The organism is Faecalibacter sp. (genome assembly GCF_057177045.1).
On record NZ_CM169987.1, the window covers coordinates 1742991 to 1769134 of the forward strand.

The following is a 26144-nucleotide window of genomic DNA, read 5'->3' on the forward strand; positions in this document are numbered from 1 at the left end:
TAACAAAACATTTTACAATATACCAAAGATTATAAATAGTTACTTGAAGTAACTTTCATCTATCTTCTTGTATTGGCTTCACCATAGCCCATTAAGATATCATATCGTCCTCCCCAAGGGCGATAATAAAATAGACCTTGATACATATTTTCTGTTTGCCAAAAACTTCCGCTGACATAACTTGGTTCTATACGATTCGTCTTTTTATTTAGAACTACATATTGATAATTGTAATATCCTTGTTTCAGAAAGTATTCATTTTCCCATAATTTGGATTCTGAATTATATTTCATTTTCGATGTAGGCGAAATTTCCCAATTATTAAAAGCTCCTACAACATAAGGCTCGAATTGCCCGTTTTGATCTTCAAAAGCATCTAAAGCAAAATAGATCCAAGAATAGTCTGCTTCTGATGCTGCTAAATATTCGTTTCCATAACGATTATTTCGGATATAGAAATTCCCATTGACATCTCCAAAATCGTCATATGGTAAATTGTATTTCGGAAAGTCTACCCGTAAAACTGTGTGATACACTGAATCTTTTCTGAAGTTACGTTCTGTAGTTAAACCAGGTACATCCAAATTTTTAGTATCAAACCAATTATATTCACTCCCTCCTTCAAATGTCCACTCTACATTATTAAACGTTAATTGATTGTTACGTGTAAAATCGGGACGAATATCTGTGATGTGTTCATTCCAATTGTTGTTTTTCATGATAAATAAACGACCACCATCCGGTGTTTCTGTAAAATTTTGTGAACCACTTGAAACGATTGTTTGTATTCTTTGGTTCACTTCTTTGTTTACCGGATTATTGTAACGAGAAGTTTGCATACCAACTTCTACGTTACCTTGATAGACTGCGAATCGCTTAGTAAAAACAGGCTGATCTTCATTATCTAAATAGACTTTCAACAAGTAATTTCCTCCTAATTTCACATTCATTTCTCGATTCGGAAACTGCAATTGATAGTTGGTATACTTCTTATAGGTATTAAACGAATTCTTATGGGTACGAATAAAATCACTGTTTTGTCCTTGAATAAATTCAGATTCAAATATTCCAGACTCTGACCAATCAGCGTTTCGATGTTCAATCTTATAATTGTAGCGTTTATAGCCAGCATCTAAATCATCAAACAAAAACAATAAATATTCATTGGAATTTAATTTAATGATTGGAGTATTATCATTGCGTTGGGGATTAAATACTTGAATGGTTGCAATATTCTGTGGAGGTTTTACCTCGATAACTTGAGCAAAACCATAAAAATGTATGAATGTGATTACAACAACTAAAAGAGATCTGAAAAAATTCATGGGAATAATTTTTTACTAAAATACAATAATAAAAAAAGTGTTCATCTTTTCAGTTGAACACTTTTGTATGAATTCTTCTAATTTCTAGTAAATAGAAGGATATTTTGTTGGATTTGCTTCATGTAGCATTTCGTAAACTCGCTCTACAATCTCATCAACTGATGGCTTTGAGAAATAATCTCCATCTGTTGCGTATGGTGGACGGTGAGCTTTAGCCGTTATGGTAATCGGTTTACTATCTAAACTAAAATATGCCGATTGTTTCTCGATGATTTCCTGTAATAAGTAAGCAGTTGCACCTCCTGGTACATCTTCATCAATGATAGCCAAACGATTTGTTTTCTTTAACGATTGAGCTACATCATGATTGATATCGAAAGGTAATAACGATTGAGCATCGATTACTTCAGCAGAAATTCCTAGTTGTTCCAACTCTTTTGCTGCTTCCATAACAATTCGCCATGTCGATCCATAAGTTAATAACGTGACATCAGCTCCTTCTCTTGTGATTTCCACTACTCCAATTGGAGTTGTAAATTCTCCGATATTCGATGGAACTTGTTCTTTTAATCGGTATCCATTTAAACTTTCTACAACAATTGCCGGTTCATCACATTGCAATAATGTATTATAAAAACCTGCTGCTTTCGTTAAATTACGAGGCGTTAAAACATTTACACCACGTACTAAATTTAAAATTCCTCCCATTGGTGATCCCGAATGCCAAACCCCTTCTAATCGGTGTCCTCTAGTACGGATAATTAAAGGTGCTTTTTGTCCCCCTTTTGTACGGTAAAGAACAGTAGCTAAGTCATCTGAAATTCCTTGTAAACAATATAGGACATAATCTAAATATTGAATTTCTGCGATTGGACGTAATCCTCGCATCGCCATACCTATCCCTTGTCCTAAAATCGTTGCTTCACGAATACCAGTATCCATAATTCTTTCGATACCGTATTTCGCTTGTAGCCCTTCTAACCCTTGATTAACATCTCCGATATTTCCAGAGTCTTCACCAAAAATTAATGTATTCGGATATTTTTCAAAGATTTTATCAAAGTTATCTCGGATAATCACACGACCATCTTCGTAAATTTCTTCTCCTTCATACAGGATTTCTTGTTGTGGTACATTGACTGCTGAACCCGAAACCAATAAGGATGAATAAATATCTTCTTGAATTTCCATTTGGTTATTCAACCATTGAATCATTTCAGCTTTAGACGTTAAGTTTTCCTCGCGAACAATGCGTAAAACTTTACGAATAGCAGAAAAAATATCACGTTTAAATGGAGATGATTTTCCTTTTAACTGATTTATTTCGATTCCTACAAAAGCGTTATTCACACTTTCAGCTTGCACTTTCTCTAATAAATCTAATGCTTCATTTTTTAATGAAAGGATTGGATTCAGATAATTATCCCACGTTTTCTTTTGTGCTTCACGCACTTCTTTTTTAACTTGGTTTTCTAATTCAATTAAATCTTCACGTGAAATAATTGGTTCAGGAGCAGATTCTCCGAATTTGATGATCCACTCACGGAATTTTACAATTCCATCATATTCTTTTTCCCAAGCTAAACGTTCTTCTGATTTGTAACGTTCATGTGAACCTGATGTAGAATGACCTTGTGGTTGAGTACATTCAGATACATGCACAATACAAGGAATATGGTGTTCTCTTGCAAATTCTTCTGCTTTTGAATATGCTTCGATTAATCCTGGGTAATCCCAAGCTTTAACTGAAATAATCTCATATCCTCTTTCCTTCTCTGTACGTTGAAAACCGGATAATAATTCAGATAAATTTGATTTCGTACGTTGAAATTGTGCAGGAACTGAAATCCCATACCCATCATCCCAAATCGATATAATCATTGGAACTTGTAAAACACCTCCAGCATTTACTGTTTCCCAAAAATGACCTTCAGAAGTACTCGCATCTCCAATTGTTCCAAATGCAATTTCATTTCCATTACGAGAAAATTGTTGCTTTGGATCCGCTGCTTTTACTTGGCGATAAACTTTAGAAGCTTGTGCTAATCCTAATAAACGAGGCATTTGTCCTGCCGTTGGAGAAATATCTGAACTTGAATTTTTTTGATCCGCTAAGTTTTTCCATGAACCATCTTCATTCAATGAACGAGTTGCGAAGTGAGAAGTCATTTGACGACCACCAGATGCAGGTTCATATTCTAAATCGGTTAACGCATATAACTGTGCAAAGAAGTTCTCTACAGTTAATTCATTGATCGCGAACATAAAAGTTTGATCACGATAATACCCCGATCTAAAATCTCCGTTTTTAAAAACGCGAGCCATAGCGATTTGAGGCAATTCTTTCCCATCTCCAAAAATCCCAAATTTAGCTTTTCCTGTCAACACCTCTCTACGACCAAGTAGACTGACTTCACGTGATAAGAAAGCAATTCGGTAATCATTAATGATTTGATTTTTGAATTCTTCGAAAGTAATTTTATTTACTTCTTTTGTTTCCATTTCATTTGTTTGTTGCAAAACAAATTTAACAAAAGATTTGTAACATAATCACAATATTTACAACTTATTAGGCATATATTTAATATCTAACAAATCAACAATCTAAGTTAATCTATAATGAAAAAAACGATTTACTCACTTGTTTTGGCATTCGTATTAGGTTCTGCTCCTTATGCATTTGCCCAAAAAAATAACTCATCTAAAGCAGAATATGTAACCCAAGTAGAAGGAATTAAAGAATACAAATTAAACAATGGTTTACAAGTTTTGTTAATTCCTGATGCTTCACAGAGTAACCTTGTTGTCAATATCACCTATCATGTGGGTTCAAAGCATGAAGGATATGGTGAGAAAGGGATGGCACACTTACTAGAACACATGTTATTTAAGAGTACCACAAATTTAGGTGACATCAAAAAAATGTTATCGGACAAAGGTGGTAATGCCAATGGAACTACATGGTACGATCGCACAAATTATTATGAAGTATTCCCCTACTCGGAAGATAATTTACGTTGGAGCATCGAAATGGAAGCTGATCGTATGATTAATGCGACTTTATTACAAGAAGATTTAGACAAAGAATTTTCAGTTGTTCGTAACGAATTTGAGATTGGCGAAAACAATCCAACCCGCATTTTGATGGAACGTGTAATTAATGCAGGATATTTATGGCACAATTACGGAAATTCTACCATTGGCTCTCGTGAAGATATCGAACGTGTAAAAACTTCACAATTGCGCAAATTCTATGAAAAATATTATCAACCTGATAATGCTGTTTTAGTCATTGCCGGAAAATTTGATGAGAAAAAGGCCATAGAATACATTAACCAATATTTTGGAGCTATTCCAAAACCTACACGTGTTTTAGAAAATATTCAAACCGTAGAACCTGCACAAGATGGAGAGCGTTTTGTAGAAATCAAACGTGCAGGAGATAGCCAAGCCGTTGGTATTATGTACCACACGGCTGCTTTTGCAGATAAAGATTATGCAGCATTAGCTGTTTTAGATCAAATTTTAACTTCTAATCCTTCGGGATATCTGTACAAATCATTAGTTGATACACACAAAGTTTCTTCTTTATGGTCGTTCTTACCTCAATTACGTGATGCTGGATTTTTATTTATCGGTGCAGATGTAAGTAAGGAAAAAGACATTCAGGTTATTCGTGAAGATATCCGTAAAGAATTGGATAAAATTGCGTCAACAAATTACACAAACGAAGATGTTAAGCGTGCGCAATCTTCCTTAATTAAAAACATTGAAAACATCAACAATAACACCATTTACCAAGCAATCAATTTAAGTGAAATTATTGGTTCTGGAGATTATCGTCTGGATTTTATCTATCGTGATAATGTTGAAAAAGTAACTCTAGCGGATGTAAAACGTGTGGCTGAAAAATACTTTAAATCCAATAATCGTACGGTAGGTGTATTTATCCCGACTAAAGATGAAGTTCGTGTAAAACCAACTGAAATTACAACTGCTGACATTAAAAATTTAACGGCAAACTACAAAGGTCGTGAAATGGAAAAAGAGGCAAAACCTTTTGAAGCAACGATCAAAAATTTAAAAGCAAATTATTCTGAAGGTCAATTATCAAACGGTTTAAAATTCGGAATTATTGATAAAGAAATTAAAGGTGAAAAAGTTTCCATTTCATTGAATTTACCTTTATCAAACGAAAAAGATTTGGCCAATAAACAAACCATTGGTGAACTAACAGCACAATTATTAAGTGCAGGAACAAAATCAATGACCAAAGAACAAATTAAAGACCGCTTAGATGAATTAAAATCTTCGGTATATTTTGGTTTCTCTAGTCAAAATTTAACGGTTTCGATTAATACGTATAAGAAATCATTAGATGAAACGATGAAGATCGTAAAAGATATGATTACTGATCCTATATTCCCTGAAACGGAATTACAAAAAGCAATCAATGAAAATGTAACTTATCTTGAAGGAAACATGAACGATCCACAAACGGTAGCGTTTACTGAGATTTCAAGAATTACAACCAATTATCCTAAAACATCTATTTTCTATACGGCTACATTCCAAGAATTAATTGATGCAACAAAAAAAGTGAAACGTAATGATTTAGTTGATTTCCATAAAAACATCATGGGAGCAAATCATGGAGTTGCAACTGTTATCGGAACAAATGATAAAACAAAAGTTCAATCATTATTAGAAGATACATTCGGGAAATGGAACAGTAAATCGAAATTTGAAAAGGCTTATCCAACTGTTTTTGAAACAAAGAAAACCGATAAAATCATTAACATCGCCGATAAAGAAAATGCTGCTGCGGTAGGTGTATTCAATTTTAAAATGAATCGTAACCATCCTGATTATCCCGCATTAGTCATTGCCAATGAAATGTTAGGTAGTGGAGGTTTCTTATCGGCTCGTATTCCTATGCGTTTGCGTGAGAAAGAAGGTATCAGTTATGGAGCAGGGTCTTATTTAGATATTGCTAATGATCCAAAGAACGAAAGTGCGACTTGGGGTTACTTCGCTTTCTTAAATCCTACGAAGCGTCAAGCGGTTGAAGATGCTGTTAAAGATGAGATCAAAAAAGCGATTGAACAAGGATTTACTGCTGAAGAATTAAAAACGAATATTGCCAGCTGGAAGACAGGGAGAGCAACTAATTTAGGTAGTGATGGTACACTAATCGGTTTATCTAATTCGTACTTATTAAATAATATTTCGTTTGATGAATTTACAGCTTTAGAACAAAAAATTGAAAAATTATCTGTGAAAGAAGTAAATGAAGTCGTAAAAAAACACTTTGATTTGAATAAAATCACATCAATTTACACGGGTACTTTTAATAAATAATTTACTCATAATCAAGCAACAAGGCAATCTTTTTAGATTGCCTTTATTTTTGGAATCAATTTTGCATGTTTATGGGAGTAAAAATAACAACACAAATTTAATTACCAATGGAAAATCAGACTGAACAGAAACAGAAAAACAACATTTTACCAATTGCTTTAGGAGCAGGACTTTTATTGAGTTTAGGGTTTAATGCTTATCAATTTGTAGATAATAAAAACAATCAAGAAACTTTAGCTAATTCAGTTAAAGAATTATCAACTGTCTCATCTGAGAAAACGCAATTGGAATTTGATTATAAAAATTTACAAGACGAATACGAGCAATTAAAAAGCTCTATTGTTGACAATGATGGATTACTTGCGAATAAAGAACACAATATCCAAATTCAGCAAGAAGAGATTAATAAAATTTTAAATGACGCGAATGCTTCTAAAGAAGATTTAAAGAAAGCAGAAGCGATGATTAAAAATTTAAAATCTGAAATCTCAACGTATAAATCTGAAATTGTTCGTTTAGAAAAAGAGAATGCCATTTTAGTTAAAAACAATGCATTATTGACTACAGAACGAGATAGTATTTCAACAGCTTTAACAACTGAAAGAACTGAGCGTGTTGCTGAACGTCAAGTAGCAAAAGAAAAAGAAGAAGAATTAAGTTCTACACTTTCTGTATCTAACCACAAAATTGCACCTTTAAAAGTTCGTAATAACGGAAAAGAAGTTACAAAAGATCGTGCAAAAAAAGTGGATAAAATCCGTGTATCTTTTGATATTGATCGCAACTCTCGAGCAGTAAGTGGAGAAAAAGATATTTATGTTGCAATTCGTAAACCGAATGGACAAATTGGAAAATTTGGTGGTGCTGAAGCTGGAACATTAAAATTACATTCTGGGGAAGAAGTAGCTTACTCTGATAAAGTAAGAATTAACTATCAAAATGGAGCTGGACAAACGGTAAGTTTTGATTGGGAAGATGCTGCCTTTGAACCTGGAACATATAAAATTGACATTTACCAAAATGGATTTAAAATTAGTCAAGCTGACGTAGTTTTAAGATAATACAGGGAACAAATATTAGAGATTTTTTATTAAAAAAAGCGAGGTGAATTTCACCTCGCTTTTTTATGCTTTCAAATAATTGATACTTACGGTTGCAAGTTCATTATTTGGAAATTTTTTAAATAACTTTTCATCTGGAGATAATCCTGCTTCTTGACAAATGCGATGGAATACATCTACTTCTAAAATATATTGATCTGAAAAACCATGCGTCGCATCATATGCTGATGCAGCAGTATTTCCTAAATTTTTGGATGTTATTTGTGGCGCTAGCGTATGCAATTCGATCAATAATAATCCATAGCGTTGAACGTAAGGCGCCCATTTTTGTAAATGGATTTTTAGACTCTCTTCCACATCTGCATTTCTTAGACGTTTACCTCTATAAGCATAAGCTCCTGTAGAAGTTGCTTCTTTATCAGTACCGAAAGTATCACTCCAAATTCTATTATGGTCTAAGAATGTACGTATATTTAATAATTCACTTAAAGAGATATTATAATCTTGCTTTAAATCATTTGACAAACGTTCAGGATCTCCAATATCACCCCAAATCACTTTAGCCCAAATATCATTTTTGATCAGGTTGGCACGGGTTACCTTTAACGCAGCTTGATTGTAATCTGCACCCACTAAAAATAATGGATAATCATCCAAATGACGACCACGTAAAGTATAACGTTCGATTACTTCATAAAGATGTTGTAATAATGCTCCGTTACCACATCCCATGTCTAAAATTCCCTTTGGCTGTTCGTCTAAAGGGCGATTAAAAATATCCATGATAAATTCATCAATCACTTTGAAATAAGTAGCATGAGCTCCTCCACTCCCCCATACGTTCATTTCACGATCCACATGAATTTCATCTTCACCATCCTTAATTTCTCGAATTTTAGAAGGTGATCCATAAATTAAATCATCCAGCTTCGAAAACATAGGTAAATAAGATACAGTTACACCATATGCAGAGGCGCGACGGGCAAAGAATAAACCTGTTTCTGTGAATTGATAATTCTTGCCTTGTTTTGTAAACCAATCTAATTTCACCAATCGGTCTAGGATCTTTTCAAAATGTTGGGGATTTTTATGAAACTCATCCGCACTGAAAGAAGCTTCCATAAAATATTTATGGAACAATCCACTCATTCCTAAACGAACGATAAGTGGACCGATTAATACGCCCTCAATATGTTTACAGATTTGAAAGTGTAAAGGTTTTTCTACAAATTCACTGTCATTACTTGTTAGCAAATAATTTTCATATTTATCGAACAATTGAATCCAATGCCTACAAAACTCATCCGAAAAATCTTTACGGTTAATAACTTCATCTAATTTTAAAAATTGGTATAAATCTTCGTAGATATCATAATTAGTAAATGCACGTTCAGAATATTTATTTACTTCTATTGTGACTACATCATTAACGGAATCTAGCGCATAACTCAACATATTCTGCGAAGCTAAGACACGTAAAGCGACATTTAAATATCCTTCATTAGTCTGAAATTGATTGGATAGTTGAGAAAGTGTCACTTTTTTATTTTCGACGATATAGTGAAGAACACCTTTATGGGCTAAACTCGCTAACACTGGCGCTGTAACAATACCATCTAGGTGTCTAAAAATTAATGCTCTTAAAAATTTCTTATCCATAGCGAATGCTTGATTTGTATCGTAAATATAACCAAATACACCTTAAACTCTATTGGTTTAATATAGTATTTTAGATAAATATTTTAAATTTAATCATTTTCAGTAAATTATATTCTATAAAAAAAGCTTCAAATAGAAGCTTTTTTTTAATCAATACGTAAAAAATTTCCTTGGGGATCAAATTTTAAATCCACCTTATTTAGCAATTCTATATCGATACCTTGTGCATCCTGGTCTACAGATTCAATTCCAATATCAGGATAATTTTTTGAAAGATAATCACGCGTAACTTGAGGAAGGAATAATGCACCTACAGATTGATTTGGAAGCTCTGCTTTCACTTCTTTCCATTCGCCATTGGCATTAAATTCAATTTTGATTCCGTTTCCTAATTGTACTTTATATTCATCTCCTGTTACATTTTTCTCTTTGATTATGTTTTGAACAGATTCACTTCCAAAATTATTTTTAATAAATTTCTGTGCATTTTCTGGCAATTGGTTTTCTTGGATAAGCGATTCATCACGATCTACCGTTTCCACTTTCTGTGTTCCGTTATCTTCTATTTCAGTATACGTTTGTTTAGTTTCTGAATTAGGTTGACACGAAACAGCAGTAATCGATACAATGATTACAAGACTTAATATTATTTTTTTCATAGTTAATGGTTTTACCAAATGCTTCTCAATCTTTATACCATAAAAATAGTCGAATAGTTTCCTATCCGACTTTTAAAATATAATCTTTAAATTCTTCTTATTTCTGAACTAAAATATAGTATTGCCAAGGTTTTAAAGCAATTTTATTGTTGGTATCTAAACTAACTTGTTCACCCGTCATGAAATTCTTGAATGTTCCAGACACAGGTACTAACACCTCTTTATTTGCTTTTGTAAAGTTTCCTATAAAGTAAGCTTCTGCAGCATTCTTCTTACGTTTAAAAGCTAAAATAGATTTGTCGTCAGAGGTTTTTAAACGTTCATAAGAAGCTGCATTTTTTCCTCCATTAAACGCTTCATTCGTTACTTTTAATTCCCCTAATTTTTTATATACTCCACGCATTTTTGCATTTGGGTTACGATCAATTGAATCTTTTACAAAGAACTTTAAACGACGATTAAAATCTTCTTCTTGCCCATTATAAATTAATGGAACTGATGGTAAAGCATACGTAAGTGCAGCAAAAGTTTCAACGGCATCTCCCATACGTTCATATTCCGTTCCAGCCCAAGAGTTCTCATCATGATTGGAAGTAAATAACATTTTGAAATCATCTTTCTCCCATTTGTATTGAATACTATCCATATATACATCAATCGCAGAAACATCTTTCTTCGATTTCGCAATATCATTCATGATGTGGTGTAATTCCCAACCATAAGCGGCATCAAATACACCATTTTTAAGTAATTCTGGTTCTTCCGTTTCACCTAGCATGAAAATTTCACGACCATTCGCTAAATCTTTCTTTGCTTCTGCCCAGAAATCTGTCGGAACCATATGAGCCATATCGCAACGGAAACCATCAATGTTGAATTCATCCAACCAATATTTCATATCTCCAATCATAGCTTTACGCATTGCTGGATTATTATATTCTAATGATACAACATCTGTCCAATCGTATGGAGACACAAAGTTTCCTTTTTCATCCTTTTCATAGAAATCTGGGTTTGATTTCATCCAAGGATGATCCCAAGCCGTATGATTCGCAACCCAGTCTAACACCACATAAATCCCATTCTTATGCGCTTCTGCAATTAGAGCTTTTAAATCTTCTGCAGTTCCAAATTCAGGATTTACTCCTCTGTAATCTTTAATGGAATAATAAGATCCTAAACCTTCTTTTCGTTTTTCTACTCCAATTGGATGTATAGGCATTAACCATAGAATTTTAACCCCTAATTTTTTAATGTTCGGAATTTCTTTTGTAACTGCAGCAAATGTTCCTTCTGGTGAAAATTGACGAACATTTACCTCATAAATTACAGCAGTTTCTGCCATATCAGAGGTAAAAGGTGCTATAATATCTTCTTTTTGTTCCGTTTGTTCCACTTCAGTTTTTGCTTGATCTTTTTGACCACAACTTGTGATAAATAATCCAGCGATTAAACTTAAAGCTAAAAATTGTTTGATCATGTGTTTATATTTTTCCTTTTATTTAATTCTTTCTAATAAAACTACATCTGATGCAGTTGAAATCATCACTCTTCCATTTTTAACCACTGATGTTATGCCTGAGTATGCATCGCGCACTTTTGTTCCATCTTTCCATAAACCAACAACTTCAATCATTTTATCTTCTCTAAAATAATCTAAAGCTATAATCACTTCGTCATCGTTATACTTTCGATGGAAAATATATGGCTCAGCTTTTAATACGGTTTGTTTTCCTGCTCCTACTGCGGGATGATTGTTACGGAACTGACCTAATTTTTGGTAATGATATAGTAATGATAAAGTTTCTGAATTAGGTTGAATCGCTTCCCAATTCATTAATGAACGAAGATTCGCATCTCCTTCTGCTCCTTCAACTACTAAAGGACGAGCCGTTTCATCACCATAATAAATTTGAGAAATACCAGGTGTTAACAATAACTTTGTCCCTGCATCCCAAGCATCTTTACGTTCTTTATCATAAGGCGAACCATCATCATGAGAAGAAATATAATTCATTACCGTTTTACCCTTCATTTCGTTGTGGATGATATCATCGTAGCGATTGAATAATTTTTGATAGGTTTCGTTTTGTGATGAACGCAAATCAAAATTGATTAAGGCATCAAATCCATGTTCAAAATAATTCACTTTCTTATCCGGGAAAGAGAAATTCTGCCCTTCATTGATCGTATAATTGTACACTTCTCCTAACAAGAAAAATTCATTATTGTCTAAAACTTTATGAGGATTATTTTCTTTGTATTCCTTAAACGCATCTTTACAAATTACGGCAAATACTTTCCAAACTTCTTCTTCTGTATGCTTTACGGTATCCACACGGTACGCATCAATCCCATAATCACGAATATAGTCTGACAACCATTTCATGATGTAATATTTCGGTGCTTTGGGAAGATTATATTTCGCAAAGAATGTATTTAATTCTTCGATTTCTTGTTTTAATCGACCTTCTTTTTGCCACTTTTCTAACAATTGCATAGGAAGCGCTACATCTTCTTCTTTGTTGGTTAAAATATCTGGCAAGTTTTTAACCAACGTACAAGAAGTTGTATTCACGTAATTATCATACGTACAATGTGGTGAAACACGAACCCAATCTGCTGGATAAACCTCATCCAATTCCGTTACTGGACCTGTATGATTGATTACCGCATCCAACATAATTCGAATTCCTTTCGCGTGTGCCTTGTTAACTAATTCTTCTAAATCCTTTTCCGTTCCAAAGTTTTTGTCTAGAGTCGTCCAATCTTTTGTCCAATACCCGTGGAATCCATAGGTTGGACCTTGACCTTCATCAACTGCTCCGTGAATTTGTTCCACTAAAGGCGTCATCCAAATCGCATTTACACCTAAATCAGTAAAATATCCTTCTTCTACTTTTTGGATTACGCCACGTAAATCTCCACCTTCGAAACCTCTTAATTTCGCTGTTTCTTGCGTTCTTCCGTAATTGACATCATTGGTTGTATCGCCATTGTTGAAACGATCTGTTAGTAAAAAATATACGTTCGCACCGTTCCAAACAAATGGTTGGTCACTTTTCGAAATTTGTTGCGTGCTTTGTAAAGTTGTTTTTGAACAAGAAGTCAAAAACAAACTTCCTAACGCTATACTGAATAATACTTTTTTCATTGGATTTGTGTTTTGATGGATGAATTAGAAACTAAAATTAATTTGTGTTTTACCTACAGCTTCTAAAGCGACTTCTACAATAAATTGTTTTTTAGCCGCATCATAAGTACCATTTAAACCTTCATTCAATTTCAAGTTAGATGGTGCATTATGAATCACTAATTTTACTTTCTTCTTAGAACCTTGGTAATTCTTTCCCTTTTCTGTTGCTATCTCAATCTTTACAGATGATTTTTCAACTTTTGAAGTAAAATTAATTTTTTCGAATAATCCTTTTTCAAAAGCATTTGGCGTTTTCCCATCATCGTTATAAAGATAGTCAGAAGATTGCTTTACAGTTTCATCCAAGAAATAATGCACTTCAAATTCATCTAAGTTATAATCTTCTGTGGTTTGAACCAATTTCGCCATTGGAATAAAACTTCCTCCACGAACAAACGTTGGGATAGAATTTTCAACCGTTTTTATTGCTTTAACTTGTCCACCTACGACTTTTTCGTCCGTGTAAAAATCAAACCAGTTTGATCCTTTCGGGAAATGTACTTGCTGCGTTTTTAAACCTTTTTCAACAATTGGAGACACTAAAAAGTTTTTACCCCAAAAATAAGTCGACGCAACATTCAATAATTCTTTGTTCGAATTATCTTCGAAGAATAAAGGACGCATTAATGGTTGCCCAGAAATACTATTCTCGTAGACTAGTGTATAATTGTAAGGAATTAACTGGTAACGTAACTCAATGGCTTGTTTCGCTAATTCTTTCGTTGCTAAATTTTTAAAAATTGGTTCTGATGGCACATCTTCTTGGGCGTGCGGACGGTAAATCGGTTGAAACACGCCATATTGTAACCAACGCGTGTACAATTCATCATCTTCGTAATTACCCGCAAATCCACCTAAATCTGAATGCATATAAGGAATTCCTTGCATTCCCATTTGTAAACTGATTTCGGTTTGACCGTGAAGTCCTCCCCACGTACGATTCACATCACCCGACCACGGAATCATCCCATAACGTTGTGCGCCTGAATAAGCCGAACGCATTAAAATGAAAGGACGTTGTTCTGGGAAATCTTTCTTGTAACCATCATATACCAATTTCGCCCATTCTGATCCATAAATATTATGGACCTCATCAGCAGAACCATTGATATGTTGTAATGCTTTTGGATGAACTTCTGGCTCTCCTAAATCGCCCCACCAACCATCAATTCCTTGATTAATGAATTTCTTGTACACATTCCAAAACCAGGTTTTTGCTTCTGGTTTGAAAATGTCGATTAACCCTGTATTTCCGAAATAGAAATCGTACGTATACGGTTTCCCCTCTTTTGTTTTCGCTAATATATCTTTTTGAACCGCTTCATTCCATTTCGATGAAGTCGTTAAAATAAAAGGCTCCGTAATTAAAACCGTTTTAACCCCTTGCTTTTTATTGTAAGCTAACATTTCATCTGGGCGATTGAAATTATCTTTATCCCAATCTAAATTCCCCATTGTTCCTTGTACCGTTTTTCCGAACCAATACAAGTCTAAAATGATTCCATCCAACGGAATTGAATCACGACGGAATTTATCCACCACAAATTTTACTTCGGCTTGATCGTGGTAGCCCATTCTTGAGGCAATATTTCCCATTGCCCAACGTGGTAACATTTCTTGTTTCCCTGTAAGGTTCGTATAATTGCTTACCATATCTGCCCACGAATCTCCTACGACCACTTGGTATTTTTTATTCCCTGAAATCGTTTCATATGTTAATTCGTTTGCTTTTTTCGAATCAAAATCCAAGAATCCAATTGGTGCATTATCAAAGTGAATCATATATTGATTCGATGAAATCGCAATCGGCATCGTAAAGTTCATTAACTTCGATTCCGTTTCGTAACCATAGTGCGCACGATTGTATAATTCTAATCGATTTCCACGACGGTTCATTCCTAACACACGAGCTCCAGCACCATAAAGCGCTTCGTCTTTTGTTAAGTTGAATTGAATCGTTTCAGTTGAATCGTTCACTTGTTGATACCCTAACTTTTCAGAAGTGACTAATTTGTCTTTGTAGTAATATTTTACTTGAAAAGGCGCCTTATTAATCACCGTTTTTAACCCTTTCGTTTCAATCACTAATTCTTTTTTTGAATCTTTAATTTTAGACGAAACAGATTGAGGTTTCATAATCACGGTGTGAGAACCATCTTTTCTTTGTTGACCATTCGGTACAAAAGAGGTTTCGACAATTTTTTCTGAATAAGGTTGTATATAATAAGTTCCATCATTCGTCTTTACCTCTACTCCATTCTGTACTTTTTTGTACGATTGGAAACTACGGTTGGGATTTTGTGCCCAAGCCATAGAAGAAAGTAATATGATTGAAAGTGTTAGTTTTTTCATTTTTTTTTTACGCTTTACATTGTTTGTTTTACGTTTTACGATCATCGTCATTTCGAGTGATTCTGATAAGAATTGTATCGAGAAATTGGACGATTATAATTTCCATTTTTGTCTTGACACAAAAACGAAACAAAAAAATCAAGACTTCGATTTTCGACGGTCAATTATCATTTCGTTTCACTAAAATGTTTATATCATTCGCTATCGCTCAGTAAACATTTTTACATTTCTCTCAATGAATTGACTCTCGTCTACAAATCGGATGTCATTTTTTTTGTCATTCTAAGCCTATCAAAAAGCCTTATGACTTAAGTCTTATACCTTATACCTTACAACTTCATTTATTTTATTGGAAAAATCGAAATTGCTGTTCCTCCACTCGCCGCTAAATTCAATTTCAGTTTTGATTTTGAATTGACTTTCAATTTTTTGATGTCGTACGCTTTTGGATTTTTATCCCAATGTGCATTTTTCGCATCTTGGTAAATTGTTGCTTCGTACGTTACTCCTGGTGCTAAGAAATCTAATTTAATTTCTGTCTGACGAGCTTTTTCATCTGTAATTGCACCTACAAACCAATTCTCTGTTCCTTTTGCTTTACGCGCTACTGTTAAATAATCTCCAGGTTCAGCTTCTAAGTATTTTGTATCGTCCCAATCTACTGCTACATCTTTGATGAATTGGAAAGCATCGGCATACTTCTCGTAGTTTTCTGGTAAATCAGCCGCCATTTGTAACGGAGAATATAACGTCACATATAACGCCAATTGTTTCGCTAAAGTGGTATGCACTTTTGTATCACGACCAACATTATATACTTTCATTTCTGTTTCGAAAATTCCAGGCGTATAATCCATTGGACCACCTAACTGACGCGTGAAAGGTAAAATCGTTTCGTGCGCTGGAGGATTTCCATAACTCCACGCATTGAATTCGTTTCCACGACCAGCTTCTGCAGCGATATAGTTTGGATAGGTACGGTGATAACCTGAAGGACGAGAACTTTCGTGCGTGTTGACTAAAATTTTATTTTCCGCAAAACGCTCTACCGTCCAATTGAAGTGGTTCACCATCGTTTGCCCATCGTGGAATTCTCCTCTTGGAATAATTCGACCAACATATCCTGTTTTTACTGCAGGGTATTCGTATTGTTTCATTACCTCCATTGCACGATCAAAACGACGTTCATAATTAGCTACTGAACCCGAAGTTTCGTGGTGCATAATCATTTTTACACCTTTCGATTTTGCATAGTCAGAAATCTCTTTGATATCGAAATCAGCATAAGGTGTTGTGAAATCGAAGACATCTTCTTTCCAGTTCCCGTACCAATCTTCCCATCCTTCGTTCCATCCTTCCACTAAAACTCCGTCGAATCCGTGTTTCGCTGCAAAGTCGATGTAACGTTTTGTATTTTCTGTAGTCGCGCCGTGAGGAAATTTAATTGCCTCTTGCCCGACTTGGTTTTGTGCGTTTTGAGTTCCTTGACGATCCCAAGTTGATTTCCCAACGTGCATTTCCCACCAAATCCCGACATACTTCATGGGTTTTATCCAAGATGTATCTTCAATTTTTGAGGGTTCATTTAAATTTAAAATCATTTGTGGACCTTTTCCTACAATATCACGAGCATCATCTGATACCATTATCGTACGCCAAGGTGTGTTGAAAGGCGCTTGTAAATAAGCCATATCACCAATTGCATTATTCGCAGAATGTGATTTGAATTGATACGTATTTTTATCAAATTCTAAATGCATTACGGGGTAATTAACCACTGCTGCTTCGAAAATATTCAAATAGATATTGTCGGCAGTTTTCATTTGTAATGGCGTTTGAACTGAATTAGGTTTCCCAATTGATTTCACTCCAATTCCATTATTCATATCAATTTTGCTGTGATCGATTCCTGAAATTTTAGATTCGATGTAGGTATATTCTTGTGTATCGAAGTCACCAGGTAGCCAAAATGTTTGGTGATCTCCTGTTAAATTAAATTGCGTTTTTTCTTCTTTAACGATAAAGTAATTTAAGTTTTGTTGCTTCGGAAATTCATAGCGAAATGCTACACCTTCATCAAAAACTCGAAACGTAACATTTACATTTCGGTTAGTAGAAGTTTGCGTTAATTGAAACGTACCTTCGTTATGAATATCTTTAATTTCTTTGTATTCTCCTAAAACAGGTTGCCAAGCATCGTTCACCGATTTAGTCGTATAATTTGTAACTGTAAATCCGTTTTCTAAAGCTTCTGTATCTTTTAAAACGAAACCTAATGTTGAAGGTTTTACAATTTCTTTTCCTTTATACGTTACCGAATACGATGGTTGACCATTTGCTGTTAATTCGAAGTTAACTTTTACTTGCTTCGATGGCGATTCTATGGTTTGGGCATTTAATGCACCAATGGCTAGTAAAGTAAATATAGTTGTTGTTAATTTTTTCATTTTGTTTTTTTACGTGTTACGTTTGATGTTATACGTTGTACGATTTTGTTATTCTGAGGTTATTGAAGAATCTAAAAAAAACTTCGATAGGCTTAGTCTTATAGGATTTATCTTTTCATTTGTTTCCGTCTTACTTCTCGATACAAATTTTCTGCTTTTCATTTCGAAAATTCACTCGAAGTGACGGAAGGCTACCTTAAGTCTTATAACTTAAGACTTGCACCTAATACTACTTTTTCAACTCAATAATCATTGAAGATTTACCATCGATTGTAATTTCTCCATTGGTATTAATTGTGAAATTTTGTTCAGATAAAATATCCTTTCCGGTATTATACCCTTTGATGGATTCTACAAATCGATCCAATTTTAAAGTTTGCTTGTCCGATTTATTATTTAAAATCACCATTACCGATTCGTTGTCATTGTAACGGAAATACACATAGACATCATGGATTGGTGCATAATGTTTTGTTTTACCTGAATGAATCACTTCCTTGTTTTTACGCCAATTGAATACTTTCGCTGTAAATTCATAAAATGCATTTTGTGATGCTGTTCGTGAATTTGGATTGAATGCATTTTGTTTATCATTCTTCCATCCTCCAGGAAAATCTTGACGAATCGCTGCATCTCCACCAGTATTTTTATCACCCGCCATACCGATTTCAGTGCCGTAATAAATTTGTGGAATACCGCGAACCGTTCCGATTAAAGTCGTTGCTAATTGATATGGCTTAATGTCTCCTTTATAAATTTCATTCCAACGTTCCGTATCATGATTTTCGAAAAAGACCAATAAATTATTGATGTCTGGATATAAGAAATCATTTGTAAATGATTCGTAGATTTTCACCAAACCTTTATCCCAAGATTCTTCTTCCTGAAAAGCTTTTGTCATATTTGCGTACAATGAAAAATCCATTACCGCAGGTAAATTCGAATTGTAACCTGCCATTTCTCCAATTTTAGAATCTCTTTGCCAATACGAAACGTGAGCCGGCGAATGCATCCACGCCTCTCCTACGACATTCAGGTTAGGATATTCATCTGTAATTGCTTTTACCCAAGTTGCCATCCCTTCTTTGTTATTGTAAGGATATGTATCCACACGCAATCCACCTAATTCAGCATATTCTACCCACCAAATCGCATTTTGTGTAATGTATTTTAAGACCAAAGGATTCGCTTGATTGATATCTGGCATCGTGGTATCGAACCAACCGTTTAACGCTCCGATTTTATCAATTTCTGATGCATTAGGATCAAATTGTGTTGTTGTCCTGTAATTTGAACGACGGAAACCATTTTCTCCTTCTGGAAACGTATGAATCCAATCTTTAGTCGGTAAATCCTGAATCATCCAATGTGAAATTCCCCAATGATTCGTGACATAATCTTGAATCAAATACATTCCACGTTGATTTAATTGTTGAGACAATTCATGGTATTCTTCATTTGTTCCGTAACGTCCATCAATTTTATATAAATCCGTTTGGGCATAGCCGTGGTACGAATATTCTTTTTCATTGTCTTCGTTTACTGGAGTTAACCAAACTGCAGTAGCTCCTAAATTTTGGATATAATCTAAATTGTTGATAATTCCTCGTAAATCTCCTCCGTGACGACCACCTGGCAATTGACGATTCACTTTCTCACGCAATTCTTTTTTCGAATCATTGCTTTCATCTCCGTTTGCAAAACGATCGGGCATAATTAAATACACTACATCTTTTGATGAGAAAGACGAACGATTCGCTGAATTTGGCTGACGTTCTTTTAACTCATAGGTATAAGAATCAACAATCTTGTTTTTATTCTTGATGTTAATCTTGAAAGATGGCGAATTGATTTCGTTTGTGTTTACCGTTACAAAAACATAATTTGGATTTTCTGTTTTTGTAATGTCCTTGATTTGGATTTTGTCCGATAACTCGATGTTATATTTACTAATGTCTTTTCCGTATACTAAAATTTGTAGTTCCGGATTTTTCATTCCTTTCCACCAAAACATTGGTTCGACCTTTTGGATTTGTGCAAAGGCGAAAGATGAAAGAAAAGAGGTTAGTATAAATAGTTTTTTCATTCTCGTAATTTGTGTTTATTGATTTTCATTTTTGTATTGACACAGAAACGATACATTTCTTCAATACTTTTTTCTTGATAAAAAAGAATTCAAAAAATCAAGGCTTTAAATCTATTTGACTAAAAATAAATTTCATTTCGGGAATGAATTAAATGATTCCCTTCGGTCACTAATTCATTCTAACCCTTCACTTCATTTATTTTCTTAACGTCATAGATTTAGAGGCCGTTTTTAATTATTTTAATAACCAAGCTGAACTTCCTAATTTTATGAGATCCTGAAACGATTCCAAGATGATGGAAGTTTAATCTATGAATTAATAAAAAAATACCTCAAAAGCCGAAGCCTTCAAGGTATTCTATTTTTCCCTTTATTAAATAGAAGGCTGCACCACAACTTTTTGGTCGAAAACATAAACCTCTAATGGTTCTGTTCCTTCCAATTCGAAAGTTGTTTCTCCTTTATTTACATTGACTTTTAAAATTTGGTTACGGAAATTGATTTTGAACGAGAATCCTTCCCATTGTTCTGGTAAACGAGGTTCAAAATATAACGCATCATTTTTCACACGCATTCCACCAAATCCTTCTACAATCGACATCCAAGTACCTGCCATGGAAGTGATGTGTAATCCTTCGTGAACTTCTTTGTTGTAATCGTCTAAATCTAGACGAGAAGTTCTTAAATAGAATGTATACGCTTGTTCCATACGACCTAAAGTAGCCGCTTGAATCGAGTGCACACAAGGTGATAAAGATGATTCATGAACTGTTAATGGTTCATAGAAATCAAAGTGTTTTTCTAATTGTTCTTTTGAGAATTGATCCTCGAAGTAATAGAATGCTTGTAATGTATCCGCTTGTTTGATGTAAGCCGAACGTAAGATTCTATCCCAAGACCATTTTTGGTTAATTGGACGTTCTTCTTTTGCCAATTCAGAAACAGGAGTTAAATCCTTATCTAAGAATCCGTCTTGTTGTAAGTAAATCCCTAACTCTTCGCTGTATGGGAAATAGATGTTAGCCGCTACTTCTTTCATCTCTGCTAATTCTTCATCTGTGATGTTTGTTTTAGCAGCAATACGAGCGAAATCTTCTGGATAATTTGTTTTCACATTTTCCACTTGTTCCACTAAATAGTTCATACACCATTGTGCACAGTAAGACGTGTGGAAATTATTATTCACATTATTTTCGTATTCATTAGGACCAGTAACTCCTAACATTACGTATTGTTTTTTATCTGCAGACCAGTTGACACGTTGTTTCCAGAAACGTGCAATTCCTAATAAAACTTCTAAACCAGCTTCAGGAATGTACGATTGATCTCCTGTGAAACGTGTATAATTGAAAATGGCAAATGCAATGGCCGCATTACGATGAATTTCTTCGAATGTAATTTCCCATTCGTTGTGACATTCTTCTCCGTTCATAGTTACCATTGGGTATAAAGCCGCTCCATTCGTAAATCCTAATTTCTCTGCATTTTCAATCGCTTTGTCCAATTGGTTGTAACGATACGTTAATAAATTACGTGCCACCTCTTGGTTCTTCGTCGCCATATAAAATGGTAAACAATATGCTTCTGTATCCCAATACGTTGACCCTCCGTATTTCTCCCCTGTAAATCCTTTTGGTCCGATGTTCAAACGAGCATCTTTACCAGAATACGTTTGGTTTAATTGGAAGATATTGAATCGAATTCCTTGTTGGGCTTTTACATCACCATCAATTGTGATATCTGCCATTTCCCACGTTTTAGCCCACGCTTCTTTTTGGTTTGTTAACAATTGTTCATAACCTAAAGCATTGGCTTGTGCTAACACATTTTCTGCAGCAGCAACTAATTGGTCTTCTTTATGATTGGTTGAAACGACATACCCTCCAAATTTTTGGATGGTTGCTGTTTCGTTTGTTTTAACATTAACTTCGTACGTAAATTCAACTTTCCATTCCGTTTTTGTAGCCGTTGGAGTAATGGCTTGTTTTTCACCATTGATGAAAATTGCGTTCTCCATATACGTTACCACATTGTAATGTGTTTTGAATGTACGCGCTTGTACGAAACCTTGCTCACCTTTAATTTCTGATCCGATCGATTCCCAGAAAATTTCTTCCCAGTTCGCGTCTTCGTTCTTTACGTGAGCATCAACGTAAGGGTTAAAAACAATTTTCGCCTCTCCATTGATAGGTTTGATATCGTATTTAATAGCACCTAATTCATCTAAATCAGCAGCTAAGAAACGACGTACAAACACTTCAATTTCTAAACCTGAAGGTAAAGTCGCTACAAATGAACGATCTAAAATACCTTCTTTCATATTTAATTCGCGACGGAAGTTTTTTACTTCTTTACACGTGTTTAAATCGAATTGTTCACCATTGATTTCGATATTGATTCCGATCCAAACTGGTGCATTTAAAACTTTCGCGAAATATTCTGGATAACCGTTTTTCCACCATCCCACTTTCGTCTTGTCTGGATAGTAAACTCCGGCAATGTAACTACCTTGGAAAGTATCTCCTGAATAAAACTCTTCGAAATTGGCACGTTGTCCCATCGCCCCATTTCCGATAGAAAATAAACTTTCAGACGATTTCACTCGATCTTTTTCAAACCCTTCTTCAATAATTGACCACGCATTCGGGATGATATAATCTTGATTCATTTTTGTTGTATTGTATGTTTGTTTGTGTTCTATTTGTTTATCAATTCTCTTAAGAATTCTTCTGTAATTTCTGTGAAGTTATTGAATACAACATCTGCCTCATTTAAAACTGATGCTTCACCGATACCTATGCTTATCATTCCAGCACTATTCGCTGCTTGGATTCCAGCTACTGAATCTTCGAAAACAATGGCGTTTTCATTCGGTTGATTGGCTTTTTTTGCTCCTACTAAAAATACTTCTGGATCAGGTTTCGCATTCGAAACATCATTACCATCCACGATGTCATCGAAATAGTGTAAGATTTTTACTTTATCTAAAATTGGACGCGCATTTTTAGAAGCTGAACCTAAAATAATCGGTTGATGGTTCGATTTTAAAAATTCTAACACTTTCATAACCCCAGGTAAAATTTCAGATTCATCCATCTTATCGATGTATTGTAAATAATCTTTGTTTTTCTGAACTAACCATTCGTCTTTTTGTTCCTGAGTTGCTTCTACATTCCCCAATCCAAGAATAATTTCTAATGATCGCACACGAGATACTCCTTTTAATTGTTCGTTATGTTCGTGTGTAAAGTTGATTCCTAAAGACTCCGCTAATTTTTGCCAAGCCAAAAAGTGGTATTTTGCAGTATCTACAATAACACCATCTAAGTCGAAAATAAATGCTTTCGTTTTCAAAATAATTATGCTTTGATTGGTTTTTCATCGTCCTGAACGCGTTGTACAAGTAAGGCTGCTAATATGAATGCAACACCACTCATCATGATTGCGTAAATTGGATTTCCACCATAAAAATATTTAACAATTGGACCTCCTAAAATCGAGTTGATGATTTGAGGAATACAGATAAAGAAGTTGAAAATCCCCATATAAACTCCCATTTTCTTTGCAGGGATAGAACCGGCTAACATGGCGTAAGGCATGGCTAAAATACTAGCCCAAGCAATACCAACACCTACCATCGAAAGGATGAGTAAATAAGGATTATCAATAAAATAAATGGAGATTAAACCAAGACCTCCTGCGATTAATGAAATGGTATGAGTAGTTTTTCGACCGATTTTCAAGGCAATCGCTGGCAAGAAGAAAGCGAAGATTGCTGAAACAGCATTGTAAACCCCAAAAATGATTCCGACCCAGTCTCCTGCTTCATTGTACGTAGCTGAAGAAGTGTCGCTTAATGGAAGTTTATACACATGGTGGGCAATAGCAGGTGTTGCAAAAACCCACATTCCGAATAATCCGAACCATGTAAAAAACTGAACCCATCCCAATTGTTTCATGGTCATTGGCATATTGCCAAAATCTTTAAAAATTTGAGATAATGTGGCTTGTTCTTCGATTACAGGCTCTTTCCCTTCGGCACGATCGAAGGCTTCTAATTCTTCCGGTGAATATTCTTTAGTCGTAGAAACAGTGATAATTACAGAAAGAATTAAAACTAAAGCCCCGATTAAGAATGAAAAAATTAAATGAAAAGGTATTTCTCCTTCAGCGGCTATACTTTCAACGCCTACCCATTTACTTAAAATATAAGGTAGCCAAGATCCTAAAACAGCGCCAAAACCAATTAATGCTGTTTGGACCGAGAAGCCTAATGTCCGTTGGTCTGAAGGTAAAACATCTGCAACTAAGGCACGGAAAGGTTCCATGGCAATATTGAATGAAGCATCCATAATCATTAGGAAACCAGCGCCCATCCAAAGTGCAGGTAATAAAGCGGTAAATGCTCCAGCCTGAGGCATTAAAATTAATCCTAAACTTGCTAATACAGCACCTACTAAAAAATAAGGTTTACGTCGACCGAAGCGGCCCCACGTTTTATCTGAATAGTGTCCAATAATCGGTTGTACAATTAAACCCATTAAAGGAGCCACAATCCAAAACCAAGACAAATGATGCACATCCGCACCAAATGTTTGGAGGATTCTACTTGCGTTTGCATTTTGCAATGCAAATCCCATTTGAATACCAAAATATCCAAAACTTAAATTCCAGATTTCCCAGAATCCGAGTCTACGCTTTTCCATTATCGTAATTATTATGAATTATTTACGATAAGCGTTGCAGCTTATCAAAACTATATTTTATTTTTTGAGAAGTAAAAATATGTTTTGATTCTGCTGCAATTTTAAGAAATATATTTGGGATTATTGCAAGTTAATCAAGGATTTAACTGATTTTTTCTACTATAACGATGTAGTTTCACGATGTACAATTTCAGTCCCTATAACTTCTGTTATATAATGTTCGTGTTCGCTTTCATCTTCTAACTTATTAATTAAAAGTTTAGCCGAGATCTCTCCCATTTTGAACGCATTTTGTTTAATTGTTGATATGGATGGAGTAGAGTGTTTAGATATAATTCCATCTGTAAAACCAATAATGTTAAGCTCTTCTGGAACTTTGATTCCTCGTTTTAAAGCTTCTTTTAATGCTGCAACAGCAAACAACTCATTTACAGCCATTAATGCATCAAATTTCTGTTCATCAAAAAGTTTTTTGACTTTTTCTTCCAATTGAGCATCATCATCAATGCGTAAGATTAAATCTTCGTTAATCGCAACATCATTTTGCTCTAATGTTTTCTTATAACCTTCTGTTCTTAAACGACCTACAGAAATATAATCGGGCGTAGAAATCAAAGCTATCTTTTTACGATTTCGGCTTAAAAAGAACTGAATCCCTTCTTTAGTTGCCAATTCATCATCAATAATAACTTTATCGGTATAAACTTCGCGCGTTACACGATCAAACATAACTACAGGCATTCCTTGGTTTATAACCTCTTTGATATGATGATAATCTTTCTTCTCTTGTGATTCTTTAGCTAAAGAAATAATAAAACCATCAATACTTCCAGACGCTAACATCTCCATATTGATGACTTCTTTTTCGTAAGATTCGTTCGACATACAAATGATTACATTATAACCATGTTGATTGGCTACACTTTCTATTCCACTGATTACCATTGCGAAAAAATGATGAACCACTTCTGGAATAATCACCGCAATCGTTTTCGTTTTTCGATTCTTAAGACTAAGCGCTATATTATTGGGCTTATAATTGTATAATTTTGCAAAAGCCTGAATTTTTTGGCGAGTTCCTTCACTAATTTCGTCACTATTTTTAAGCGCTTTTGAAACTGTTGAAACAGAAACATCTAACTCCTTTGCAATATCTTTTAATGTTAAATTTTTTTTCATCAAATCTTACTAAACTTTTCATCATTCAATCAGACAAACAAGCATCTGATTTTTCCTGAAATTAACTATTAAATTTCTAAAATTTAAATTTTTATTAACACGAAATCGTTTTC

At 34.4% G+C, this 26144-nt stretch carries 15 protein-coding genes; 2 read left to right on the forward strand and 13 right to left on the reverse strand.

Annotated elements, in window-relative coordinates; translation table 11 throughout:
- Positions 1–59: 59 nt before the first annotated feature.
- Both AC1QSP_RS08150 and AC1QSP_RS08155 read right to left on the reverse strand, forming a co-directional pair.
- Positions 60–1325 carry a type IX secretion system plug protein gene (locus tag AC1QSP_RS08150; protein WP_484078275.1) on the reverse strand — a complete coding sequence of 422 codons (1266 nt, stop codon included), beginning with the start codon at positions 1323–1325 and terminating at the stop codon, positions 60–62.
- An 84-nt stretch (positions 1326–1409) separates the two neighbouring features.
- Positions 1410–3827, reverse strand: coding sequence for an alpha-ketoacid dehydrogenase subunit alpha/beta (locus AC1QSP_RS08155; protein WP_484078276.1), 2418 nt, complete (start codon positions 3825–3827; stop codon positions 1410–1412).
- Positions 3828–3944: 117 nt separating this feature from the next.
- On the opposite strand from AC1QSP_RS08155, the gene AC1QSP_RS08160 reads away from it, so the two are divergent.
- Both AC1QSP_RS08160 and AC1QSP_RS08165 read left to right on the forward strand, forming a co-directional pair.
- The gene (locus AC1QSP_RS08160; RefSeq protein ID WP_484078277.1) at positions 3945–6686 is read left to right on the forward strand and encodes a M16 family metallopeptidase; all 2742 of its coding nucleotides are present in this window, start codon (positions 3945–3947) and stop codon (positions 6684–6686) included.
- Positions 6687–6793: 107 nt separating this feature from the next.
- A complete protein-coding gene (locus AC1QSP_RS08165; RefSeq protein ID WP_322971781.1) occupies positions 6794–7747 on the forward strand; it encodes a hypothetical protein in 954 nt (317 codons plus the stop codon).
- A gap of 63 nt (positions 7748–7810) precedes the next feature.
- Here the strand turns inward: AC1QSP_RS08165 and AC1QSP_RS08170 are convergent, their stop codons facing one another.
- The 11 genes from AC1QSP_RS08170 to AC1QSP_RS08220 all read right to left on the reverse strand — a co-directional run bounded on the left by AC1QSP_RS08170 (position 7811) and on the right by AC1QSP_RS08220 (position 26031).
- A complete protein-coding gene (locus tag AC1QSP_RS08170) occupies positions 7811–9406 on the reverse strand; it encodes a class I SAM-dependent methyltransferase (protein ID WP_484078278.1) in 1596 nt (531 codons plus the stop codon).
- Between the two features lie 146 nt (positions 9407–9552).
- Positions 9553–10065: a PepSY-like domain-containing protein gene (locus tag AC1QSP_RS08175; protein WP_484078279.1), complete on the reverse strand. Its 513-nt coding sequence runs from the start codon at positions 10063–10065 to the stop codon at positions 9553–9555.
- A 97-nt stretch (positions 10066–10162) separates the two neighbouring features.
- A complete protein-coding gene (locus AC1QSP_RS08180; protein ID WP_484078280.1) occupies positions 10163–11545 on the reverse strand; it encodes an alpha-amylase family glycosyl hydrolase in 1383 nt (460 codons plus the stop codon).
- A gap of 18 nt (positions 11546–11563) precedes the next feature.
- The gene (locus AC1QSP_RS08185; RefSeq protein WP_484078281.1) at positions 11564–13219 is read right to left on the reverse strand and encodes an alpha-amylase family glycosyl hydrolase; all 1656 of its coding nucleotides are present in this window, start codon (positions 13217–13219) and stop codon (positions 11564–11566) included.
- A gap of 24 nt (positions 13220–13243) precedes the next feature.
- Positions 13244–15613 carry a glycoside hydrolase family 31 protein gene (locus AC1QSP_RS08190; protein WP_484078282.1) on the reverse strand — a complete coding sequence of 790 codons (2370 nt, stop codon included), beginning with the start codon at positions 15611–15613 and terminating at the stop codon, positions 13244–13246.
- 341 nt (positions 15614–15954) lie between these two features.
- Complete coding sequence (locus AC1QSP_RS08195) at positions 15955–18060, reverse strand: glycoside hydrolase family 97 protein (RefSeq protein ID WP_484078283.1); 2106 nt, start codon at positions 18058–18060, stop codon at positions 15955–15957.
- 229 nt (positions 18061–18289) lie between these two features.
- Positions 18290–20146 (reverse strand): glycoside hydrolase family 13 protein, encoded by a 1857-nt coding sequence (locus tag AC1QSP_RS08200; RefSeq protein WP_484078284.1) that lies wholly within the window; start codon positions 20144–20146, stop codon positions 18290–18292.
- A gap of 373 nt (positions 20147–20519) precedes the next feature.
- The gene (locus AC1QSP_RS08205) at positions 20520–22814 is read right to left on the reverse strand and encodes a glycoside hydrolase family 65 protein (protein ID WP_484078285.1); all 2295 of its coding nucleotides are present in this window, start codon (positions 22812–22814) and stop codon (positions 20520–20522) included.
- A 29-nt stretch (positions 22815–22843) separates the two neighbouring features.
- Entirely contained in the window at positions 22844–23500 is a 657-nt protein-coding gene (pgmB, locus tag AC1QSP_RS08210; protein ID WP_484078286.1) for a beta-phosphoglucomutase, read from the reverse strand.
- 5 nt (positions 23501–23505) lie between these two features.
- Positions 23506–24852, reverse strand: coding sequence for an MFS transporter (locus tag AC1QSP_RS08215; protein WP_484078287.1), 1347 nt, complete (start codon positions 24850–24852; stop codon positions 23506–23508).
- A 159-nt stretch (positions 24853–25011) separates the two neighbouring features.
- A complete protein-coding gene (locus AC1QSP_RS08220; protein ID WP_484078288.1) occupies positions 25012–26031 on the reverse strand; it encodes a LacI family DNA-binding transcriptional regulator in 1020 nt (339 codons plus the stop codon).
- Positions 26032–26144: the final 113 nt, after the last annotated feature.

Bases quoted from the DNA above. Each gene is read 5' to 3' on its own strand.
- AC1QSP_RS08150 (WP_484078275.1), bottom strand. From the start codon at position 1,325: ATGAATTTTTTCAGATCTCTTTTAGTTGTTGTAATCACATTCATACAT.
- AC1QSP_RS08155 (WP_484078276.1), bottom strand. From the start codon at position 3,827: ATGGAAACAAAAGAAGTAAATAAAATTACTTTCGAAGAATTCAAAAAT.
- AC1QSP_RS08160 (WP_484078277.1), top strand. From the start codon at position 3,945: ATGAAAAAAACGATTTACTCACTTGTTTTGGCATTCGTATTAGGTTCT.
- AC1QSP_RS08165 (WP_322971781.1), top strand. From the start codon at position 6,794: ATGGAAAATCAGACTGAACAGAAACAGAAAAACAACATTTTACCAATT.
- AC1QSP_RS08170 (WP_484078278.1), bottom strand. From the start codon at position 9,406: ATGGATAAGAAATTTTTAAGAGCATTAATTTTTAGACACCTAGATGGT.
- AC1QSP_RS08175 (WP_484078279.1), bottom strand. From the start codon at position 10,065: ATGAAAAAAATAATATTAAGTCTTGTAATCATTGTATCGATTACTGCT.
- AC1QSP_RS08180 (WP_484078280.1), bottom strand. From the start codon at position 11,545: ATGATCAAACAATTTTTAGCTTTAAGTTTAATCGCTGGATTATTTATC.
- AC1QSP_RS08185 (WP_484078281.1), bottom strand. From the start codon at position 13,219: ATGAAAAAAGTATTATTCAGTATAGCGTTAGGAAGTTTGTTTTTGACT.
- AC1QSP_RS08190 (WP_484078282.1), bottom strand. From the start codon at position 15,613: ATGAAAAAACTAACACTTTCAATCATATTACTTTCTTCTATGGCTTGG.
- AC1QSP_RS08195 (WP_484078283.1), bottom strand. From the start codon at position 18,060: ATGAAAAAATTAACAACAACTATATTTACTTTACTAGCCATTGGTGCA.
- AC1QSP_RS08200 (WP_484078284.1), bottom strand. From the start codon at position 20,146: ATGAAAAAACTATTTATACTAACCTCTTTTCTTTCATCTTTCGCCTTT.
- AC1QSP_RS08205 (WP_484078285.1), bottom strand. From the start codon at position 22,814: ATGAATCAAGATTATATCATCCCGAATGCGTGGTCAATTATTGAAGAA.
- AC1QSP_RS08215 (WP_484078287.1), bottom strand. From the start codon at position 24,852: ATGGAAAAGCGTAGACTCGGATTCTGGGAAATCTGGAATTTAAGTTTT.
- AC1QSP_RS08220 (WP_484078288.1), bottom strand. From the start codon at position 26,031: ATGAAAAAAAATTTAACATTAAAAGATATTGCAAAGGAGTTAGATGTT.